Below are 8,126 nucleotides of genomic sequence, written 5' to 3'. Positions count from 1 at the left end.
CGGACAACGCTTCCCACTCCAGATCCGACAGTTCATGACGACGCACCATGCGGCACATGATCCCCCATCAGAACCCTTTGAAGACAGTGCCTAGGCGACCATGTGGTCATCAAGTCCGGACGAGGGGGCATCGGAAGCTGGGGCGGGCGCCAGCTGAAAGTCGCGTGACCGTTCTGACGGCACCGGCAACACTGACGCCAGTGAGGCTTGTCAGGCCAGCTGGAACCAGACCCGTGGGCACCTGGAAGCCGCGTGGGCCCATCTCGCGGGCCTGCCCGGCATCGATCTCTCAGCAACGTTGGAGTTCCTTGAGCACAACGAGCTGGAACTCGCCTTCGACTGCCTGGCCGAACTCGGTGATGACCTCGACCTGCCACTCAGCTTCTGGAGGTCCCTCGACCGAGCCGCTCGTGAGACGCGGCTCTACAGCGATGCACTGCACAACCCCCCCCTCACGGGCCGCCGACCTCTGCCGCCCACACATTGCCGCTGCCTCCGAGCAGGAGTGACCCGCCAACTTGGCGAACCTTCCCGGTCACAGCACTAGCGTGGGGCGCCGGGTACCCGGCGCCCCACGCTAGGTTGGCGGGGGCGATCCGCCTTTCGCGCGTCGCTAGTGCGCTGATGGAGTGGCGGAACGGCTGCCTTGAAAACGTGGGCTGTGGGTCCCGGAGGCGAGCCGGTCGCCGGACTTTAGGATCACGCGATGCCCATTGAACTACCCGAGCATCTTGTCCAGCTTCAGCGCGAGGCCGACATGGCGCGGCAGCAGGCCACCACCCGCGACTACAGTGCGGAGGGATGGAAGCCTTGGCTGGACGCGGTCGAGACCGTCCAAGCGGCCGTGGCCGCGTACGCGAAGGAGACTGGCACGCCGCGGCACGAGGTGGAGCAGGCCGTGAAGGCTGCGGCCCGAGCCGACGCGGCACCACCGCCCGAAGGCTGATCGAGCGGGTCAGCCGCTCGTCTGCGTCAGGGTGTCAAGGCTCGCCTGCGCGTCTTGGCGCTCGTGGCGATGATGGCGGCTCCTGCGGTGCTGCGGATCAAGCGAGCGCGCCAGTCACTCCCGCAGGCACGGATGCCCCAGCCTGCCGACCCCGACGACGCAGAGCTCGTGGAGTGGCGGGGGTGCCCCCTCGCCGCGCCGGTCACGGCGGCCGGGAGGGCTGTCGGTCTCGTCGTGGCTTGTCTCCGCTACCTCGGCGCCCGCTGAACAGCCTGTGCCGGCGCGCTGCGCGGGTCGTGGAGCTGTCAGTCCGTCTCGCCTCGGCCACGTGGCCGAGGCGGTGCCGCGGGCGGGTGTTCGCACCAGCGGCGATCCGCTGTTCCGAGTAATTGTCAGGACCTGTGGACTGATGCTTGATCAGGGGGTCGGGTTAGTGCCCCGCAGGACGTCCCCGGGCTTGAAACGGAGATCGTCCGCTCCTGCACCGGTGAGGAGGAGGCGGGCGCCGTGAGGCGGGTCCACCTCGTCGACGGGTACGTGGGCGTAGCGGCGAATCTCCGCCAGTACCAGATCGACGGCTTGTCCGTCCGGACTGGTGCAGCGAAAGCGCGTGCCCAGCCGCGTGGTCGTCAGGCATCGCACGACGACAGCCAGGAGTGCGGTGCCAGTGGCATCCACCTGCACGATCTGGACCTCTGGGCTGGGTGCTTCCGCTGGAGTCATCGTCACGCCGCCATGATCTCAGGGCGTTCGACAAGCTGGCCGCGTTCGAAGTGGCCCCCGGCGCGGACGAGGGCGACGAGGCGGGGTGCGTTCACGGCTTGCCAGCGGGCCTGGGCGGACTCGACGAGCTTGAAGACGTTGGTCAGGGCGCGGATCGGGAGCCGGCCCCCTTGGTGACCTTCGTCCGCAGTCGACGGTCGCGAAGGTCGACTCGCTGCGAGGACGAGCCTATGGCGTCTACGAATTCCCCGCCGAGCACTGGATTCACCTACGCACTACCAACCCCGGCTCCCCGCTCGCCGCCCTCGACCCGGCTGTGACCGAGCGCGGTAGCGGCTCCGACGGACAACTGCGATGCACAGAACGCGAGCAGACGTACGGGCGACGTGCTCAAGGGCCGGCGCCGACCACTCGTCGCTCAGGGCTGTGGGGCCCAGGGGTTGTCGCTGTGCGGTCGGGCTCATCCGGGTGGAGCATGCGGCGGACGCAAGCCATCCAGGGCAGGCCGTCCATGGCGCGGCGCGTTCTTCGGTGGCCAAGGCTTCGACGGTGTTGTGCAGGGCCTCGGGAGAGGGTTAGATGTGCGCCGACGACAGCCAGGCCGCTGCTACCCTGTCTCTCCGTCGGCCGGAGCTGGGCGTTAGCCTCAGCGGATGATTCCTGCGCCCCCTCCGAAGGTCATCACGCGACACCGCGACGGGCAGATCCGTGCCGATCTGACGGACTCCGGAGCATTCGGGACGCTGGAACCCGCCGCGGTGTTCCAGCCGCGGGCCGGCGACGAGGTCGTGGAGTCGGCGGTCCAGCCCGATCTGGAGCGCGTCGTGTACACGACCCTGAACGGGGTTGTCTGCCTTACGCGCGCCGGCGACCTGGTGTGGGCGTCGGACTTCGAACCGCACTCCGATGTGCTCCACGGTCACCGGCCCGGCTGCGTGCTGTCCCGGGGCGGCCGGACTGTGTGGGTCTACCGCCCGGACGCGATGGCAGGACGCGGGGGAGACCAATGGGTCGTGTACGACATCGACAGCGGGATGGTCCTCGCGCGCCGGGAACTGGAGACGGTCGGGCACGGCGCCGGCCACCACGTCCACCCCGTGGACGGCAGCATCTACCTCGACGTCGGTGAGGGCCAGGACGGTGCCGTCGTTCTCCGGGGTACGGCCGGGGCGAACGGCGAGGTGGAGTTCGTGACGTACCCGTGGTGGGACCGTTGCCTGATCGACCTGGCGCCCGACGGTCAGCAGTTCATGACCGTCGACCACGGCCAGCAGGATGTCGCCTTCCACCGCCACCCCAGCGGGGACCAGCTTTTCACTCTCTCCGTCGAGGCCTTCGGATATGACCCGGAAGAGGCGTTCGTGGAATGGTGCGGTGGCTACCTGACCCCGGAAACGGCCGTCGTCACACTGGGTGGTGAGAGCGAGGGCGAGGGCGAGGAGTGGTTCCGCCACCACCTGGTCGACGTGAACACGGGCATGGTCGGCGGTGAGATCGCCGTCGAGATGACCAACCCGTACGAACTGGAGCCCTTGGGCGACGGCTCCTGGCTCACCGACGGCCCTGACGGTCACCCCGTCCGTTGGTCCCGGCCTCCGCGCCCGGCGGGTTGAAGGCGCACCTCCACGCGGTCACGGGTGACTTCACACCGCCGTCTCTGTGCCCTCGCGAGAGCCTCGTGCACAGGGGCCACCTAAGCGGACCTCCGTAAGTGCACTTACGCAGCCACGAGGTCGACTCGCGTGGCTGCGAGTGATCAGCTTGCCCAGTCGACGCCGAGTTCGGCGAGCGCGGCGAGCTGCGCCGGGTGGAGTCGGTCGCGGCGGGCCTTGACGTTTCCGATCCAGATCCCGGTGCGGTGTTCGGTCCCGTTGGGCAGGACCTGGACGACGCCGCGCCCAGGCAGCCGGCCTTCCCGCGCGACGTACTGCGCCAGCGCCGCAAGGCCTTGCCGGAACGCCCCGCTGCCCGTGCCCGGCCCGGACGCCGAGACGGGCTTCGCGGGGGCCTCACGTGCCCGTAGGGCCTTCTTCACGCTCAGCTCGCTGAGCCTGCGCTGCTGCCTTTCGTGAGCCGAAACAGGATGGCTTCGCACAGGCAGGGTTCCACTGGGGTCAGCTGATGCTGATCGTCACGTATGTCTCTCCGGGGCCGGGTGGGCGGCTCCAGGAGAGTGACTCGAAGGTGTGCAGCCTGCCCTCGGTGAGGGCGAGGCGGGGCACGGTGACTCCGTGAAGCAGGGTGATGGCATCCAGGGCGCGGGCCGCCGCTGCGGCCTGGCCGTCCGCGTCGGGGGCATCGAACCCGAGCGCGGGCGAGGTCAGTTCGGCAGGTACGTCGCCGACGGTGGCGTTGAGCGTCCCGGCGCGCATGGTGAACGCGTAGCGCAGTGTGCCGCCCTCGGCGGCCGACACGTGGAAGAGCGGTGTGTCCTGGTGCCACTCGTGCCAGATCACGATCGCCCGACCGCCACCTGCCGAGGCGGCCGGCGCGGGAGAGAGGAAGCGTTCGGTGTTGAACCGGGCGGAAGGGTCCTGTTCGAAGGCGAAGCTCCAGTCCGGCCCGGCACGGCCGACGCTGAGCAGTGGCTTGTCGTCGTAGCTGGAGAAGACGTGCTGGTCGGGTCGGTGGTGCCGGGTGACATCCCATTGCCGCAGGGGCGGGGAGAGCACCGTGCCAGGCTCTGAGCCGAGCAGCGCGGGCAGCTCGTCCGGGGCTACTCCTTCGACGAGGATCATCCGGTAGTTGCTGGCCGATGTCTGCCAGGGGCGCAGCGCGCCGGGCCGGGCGAGCCAGGACAGTCCGTCGGGGTTCCGGTCGCCGGCGGGGGCCGGGGCCGGGCCGCTCTCTCCGCCGTGTGGGGTCCGCAGGATTTCGAGGCGCCGTTCGACGGTCAGGACAGGGGCGAGCAGGGGGTCGGCGAGCAGGCCCATCGGTGCGATGTGGCCCGGGCCGAGCGGCTCCCACGAGGGGATCGCGGCACGCAGGATCTGCCAGGCGGCGTCGGTGTCGCCCCAGCGGGCCTGCTCGCGGGCCTCGTGAACGGCCTCGCCGAACACTCCGCCAGGCCGGTAGCGGTACGTCCCCTCGCGTACGGCGCGCTGGATGTCGGCCGCGGCCCGCGCGGTATCGGGGAAGATCTTGGGGTCGGAGTAGTGCCAGTCTTCCGCGGGCCGGCCGCTGTTGAGCAGATCGGCGGCTTTCAGGGGGAGCTGCTCACTGAGGAAGCGGGGGTTGTCGGGGTGCGGCGGCAGGACCCCGTACCCGCGCGAGCCCTCCAGCTGCGCTATCTGTTCCAGGAGTTCGCGTGCGTACGGCCGGCCGTACTTCTGGGCTTCCGCCAGCAAGGCTGCCGCCTCCTCGTGGCGACCGCGCAGTGCAGCGGCCCGGGCCCGGACCACGGCGGCGTCCTGGGCGCGGGTCGTGCTGTTGACGAATGCGGGCCCGTCCTCCCCGTCCCGGCCGGGCGGGTGCCTGTGGAACTCCTGGTGCATGGCGATCATGAACGCCGCGAACGACGGATACCGCTCAGGGTCCCCGTTGGCCCGCCAAGACGCCCACACCCGCACCGCCCACTCGCCGTCCGGCCCCACATCCTGCGGGTCAAGCAGCACGAAGGTCATGTCCGACTCGACGTCCAACTGCAGCGCCCGGGACCACAGACCCACCTGCGCCCGCACTTCCTCAGGGTTGTCCTCCTCGGCCCAGTACTCATCGAAATCCTCACCGAGGCCCATCGCATCGTCGTGCCAGTGCGCCTCACCCGTGCCAGCCAGCTTCCACACGAAGGCGCCGGCATGTGACCAGCCGTTGCTCACCCGCAGGAACTCCCGGTAGGAGGGCGGCATCGCGCGGCCGAGCCGGTCCTCCATCTCGGTGATGTCTGCCGCGGTGGCGGGAGCGGTGCCGAGCCATCTGCCCCGCCGTGCTGCGACGTCGTCGGGGCTCAGCTCCTCAACGTGCCCGTGCGAGTCCGCCCACTCCTCGCTCCACTGCGTCAGGAAGTTCAGCCAGTCGGCATGTTGGATCTCCATGCCGGTGATCCTCGCAGGGGGCACCGACAACGGGGGGCAGGCCGAAACGTCTGGCCCAGACGATGGCTTACCGAATCAGCGCGGCAGCGACCGGGATAACCGCAGCCCCCTCGGTGTCACTTTGCAAACCTGTAGCAGAGTTGCCTCCGTGCGGGCACCTCTCCTACAGGTTCCGGGCGACAGTGATGCGAGATTCAGGGAACCCGTCGGTTTCCGGTGGTCGGCGACAGCATGATCGACGCTGCCATCTGCGACGGCGACATCGTCACCGTGAGGAAGGCCGACAGCGCGGACCACGGCGACATAGTCGCCGCCATGCTGGACGGCGAAGCCACCGTCAAGCGGCTGCGCCGCGAGAACGGCTGGGCCTGGCTCATGCCGCACAACGCGGCGCATCAGCCGATCCCCGGCGACGACGCCGTTATCCTCGGCAAGGTAGTCGCCGTCCTGCGCGCGCTCTGAACCAGAGCGCCCCGCCGCCCATGGGGACATCCCCCTCGGCACGGCGCCCCCCTGTACGAACCCGGCACAACGCTGGCACGGATCAGCCCAACGACGGGATCCCGACTTGACCCTGATGCCCGGAGCACGCGTGCCGGGACGGACCTGGACAGTCCGCCTCACCGGCCACCGCCGATCACACCGTGGCCGTCACCTGCAGCACCGAAGCGTGCCGGATGCCGCCCCGCTCGAAGGACGCCGCGAGCATGCGCGGCTTCGCCGCCGAGCACATCAAGGCCCACGGCCGCCTCGTCGGCGCCCGCCCCAACGCCGCCTGCAGCTGCGGCAGCGCCCACTGTGCTCTCCTGCTCGCCAGCGGGAGAACGGTGCTCCGGAGGGCCTAGGGTCTGTTGCGAAAGTGGCTCGCGAGATACTGGAGATCGGTGAGCTCAGGCCTGTGGGTGGCGCTCGAAGGCGCCATCACCATTCTCGTTGCGAAGCGAACATCGACTCGTCGGTCTCCTTGGGAAACTCCTGGACCTGGGAGGATGTCACGGCCCTTGCATATTGGTTCGTCGGCCTGAGGTGGGCGTCGGTAGGCTCCCCAGGTGATCAATATGCGCGTGTGCGGTGGGAGCGGTGACGTAGTGGCCAGGGCCGGATGCGGGCTCGACTGGTTCTCTTTGCTCGCGACGGTAGACCGATCGGTCTTCCCGATGCTCGGCGCACTGGACCCTTATCGGGACGTGGTCTTCAACCAGCGGCAGATACCCAGTCTGCTGGCGGAACTTGAGCAGCTACCGGTCGAGCGCGGTGGCCAGTGGGTCCAAGAGGTCCGGGACTTGTGCCAGGTCGTCGCGCAGGGAACGCGCCGGTATCTGGAGTTCATCGGTGACTAGTTCTGTCGCGACTGTGCTGGTCACAGCCATTCGTTGATGGCTGCGACCAGTACAGTCGCTTCGTAGTGGACGGCGAGTTTGTCGTATCTGGTGGCGACGGCCCGGTGGCGCTTGAGGCGGTTAATCCCGCACTCGACCGCGTGCCGCTGCTTGTAGTCGTCCTTGTCGAACTTCGGCGGCCGCCCGCCGCGCGATCCGCGTTTGAGTCGGTTTGCGGACCCGGTCCGCCGGGACGGGGATGGTGGCCTTGATCCCGCGTCTACGCAGGTAGGAGCGGTTACTGCGAGAGTCGTAGGCCTTGTCGGCCCGGACCCGGTCCGGACGCTTGCGCGGCCTGCCCGAGTCTTGCCTGGGCACCCGGATCGCCTCCAGGACCGGCTCGAACTGCGGGGAATCCCCCCGCTGCCCGGCCGTGATCACCACAGACAGCGGCTTCTGTCCCTGCTCGACGGCAAGGTGGATCTTGCTCGTCAGCCCACCGCGGGACCGTCCGAGGCCGTGATCGGCCGGCTCGACGAACACTCCACCAGGCGGCTCCTTCTGGAGATCCCCCCTTTCGCCGCGCCGGCGGCGTGCTGATGGGCACGGCAGACGGTGGAGTCGACGTTCACTACCCAGGTGATCAGACCCTTCGCGTCTGCCTCGGCCAGGAGCTGGAGCCGGGTGAGGATCCCGGCCCAGGTTCCGTCTCGCTGCCAGCGCCGGAACAGGTCGCAGACCTGGTCCCACGGCCCATAACGTTCCGGCACGTCACGCCATGGAGCGCCGGTCCGGGTCCGCCACCGTATGCCGTCTATCAGCTGCCGCCTCGTCCACACCTGCGGACGACCCGGCTTGATGCCCGTCGGCAGCAACGGCTCAAGCCGGGCCCACTGGCCGTTCGTCAGATCACCACGTCCCGCACAGATGTTCATCAACGAACAAGATCTACTTACGCAACAGACCCTAGGAGTTGTCGTCAAAGTGTCACGCCCACATCAGGAGTGATGCGAGGGTGACGGCTGCTTGGTAGGACTGGGCGGTCTTGTCGTACCTGGTCGCGATGCCGCGCCACTGTTTGAGCCGGTTGAAGCACCGTTCCAC

The 8,126-nt window shown here is 68.8% G+C and carries 8 protein-coding genes and 4 pseudogenes; 6 read left to right on the top strand and 6 right to left on the bottom strand.

The window, feature by feature from the left end; all coding sequences use genetic code 11:
* Window positions 1-298 precede the first annotated feature (298 nt).
* Window positions 299-547 carry a hypothetical protein gene (locus ABZZ17_RS39595; RefSeq protein ID WP_356884165.1) on the top strand — a complete coding sequence of 83 codons (249 nt, stop codon included), beginning with the start codon at window positions 299-301 and terminating at the stop codon, window positions 545-547.
* 159 nt (window positions 548-706) lie between these two features.
* Entirely contained in the window at window positions 707-946 is a 240-nt protein-coding gene (locus tag ABZZ17_RS39590) for a hypothetical protein (RefSeq protein WP_356884163.1), read from the top strand.
* Between the two features lie 417 nt (window positions 947-1,363).
* Here the strand turns inward: ABZZ17_RS39590 and ABZZ17_RS39585 are convergent, their stop codons facing one another.
* Both ABZZ17_RS39585 and ABZZ17_RS39580 read right to left on the bottom strand, forming a co-directional pair.
* A complete protein-coding gene (locus ABZZ17_RS39585; RefSeq protein WP_356884169.1) occupies window positions 1,364-1,675 on the bottom strand; it encodes a hypothetical protein in 312 nt (103 codons plus the stop codon).
* Window positions 1,655-1,882, bottom strand: a pseudogene (locus ABZZ17_RS39580) (IS256 family transposase); the annotation flags it as partial. The pseudogene ABZZ17_RS39580 and the gene ABZZ17_RS39585, both read right to left, overlap by 21 nt.
* Window positions 1,883-2,322: 440 nt before the next feature.
* On the opposite strand from ABZZ17_RS39580, the gene ABZZ17_RS39575 reads away from it, so the two are divergent.
* Window positions 2,323-3,282 carry a hypothetical protein gene (locus ABZZ17_RS39575; protein ID WP_356884161.1) on the top strand — a complete coding sequence of 320 codons (960 nt, stop codon included), beginning with the start codon at window positions 2,323-2,325 and terminating at the stop codon, window positions 3,280-3,282.
* Window positions 3,283-3,425: 143 nt separating this feature from the next.
* On the opposite strand, the gene ABZZ17_RS39570 is transcribed toward ABZZ17_RS39575, so the two are convergent.
* On the bottom strand, window positions 3,426-3,704 hold the full coding sequence (locus ABZZ17_RS39570; protein ID WP_356884159.1) for a hypothetical protein: 279 nt from the start codon (window positions 3,702-3,704) through the stop codon (window positions 3,426-3,428).
* Between the two features lie 79 nt (window positions 3,705-3,783).
* Window positions 3,784-5,703, bottom strand: coding sequence for an SMI1/KNR4 family protein (locus tag ABZZ17_RS39565; protein ID WP_356884157.1), 1,920 nt, complete (start codon window positions 5,701-5,703; stop codon window positions 3,784-3,786).
* Window positions 5,704-5,919: 216 nt separating this feature from the next.
* Here ABZZ17_RS39565 and ABZZ17_RS39560 point away from each other — a divergent pair.
* The 3 genes and pseudogenes from ABZZ17_RS39560 to ABZZ17_RS39550 form a co-directional block, all read left to right on the top strand.
* A pseudogene (locus ABZZ17_RS39560) lies at window positions 5,920-6,165 on the top strand (S24 family peptidase); the annotation flags it as partial.
* Between the two features lie 182 nt (window positions 6,166-6,347).
* Window positions 6,348-6,548, top strand: coding sequence for a hypothetical protein (locus ABZZ17_RS39555; RefSeq protein WP_356884155.1), 201 nt, complete (start codon window positions 6,348-6,350; stop codon window positions 6,546-6,548).
* Window positions 6,549-6,761: 213 nt separating this feature from the next.
* Window positions 6,762-7,043: a hypothetical protein gene (locus ABZZ17_RS39550; RefSeq protein ID WP_356884167.1), complete on the top strand. Its 282-nt coding sequence runs from the start codon at window positions 6,762-6,764 to the stop codon at window positions 7,041-7,043.
* A 20-nt stretch (window positions 7,044-7,063) separates the two neighbouring features.
* Here ABZZ17_RS39550 and ABZZ17_RS39545 read toward each other — a convergent pair.
* Both ABZZ17_RS39545 and ABZZ17_RS39540 read right to left on the bottom strand, forming a co-directional pair.
* Window positions 7,064-7,957, bottom strand: a pseudogene (locus tag ABZZ17_RS39545) (IS5 family transposase).
* A gap of 52 nt (window positions 7,958-8,009) precedes the next feature.
* A pseudogene (locus tag ABZZ17_RS39540) lies at window positions 8,010-8,126 on the bottom strand (IS5/IS1182 family transposase); the annotation flags it as partial.

The organism is Streptomyces sp. NPDC006512 (genome assembly GCF_040611935.1).
Classification (GTDB): Bacteria; Actinomycetota; Actinomycetes; order Streptomycetales; family Streptomycetaceae; genus Streptomyces.
The sequence above is the reverse complement of the archived record's forward strand: the minus strand, read 5'-3'. Positions and strand labels throughout refer to the sequence as shown.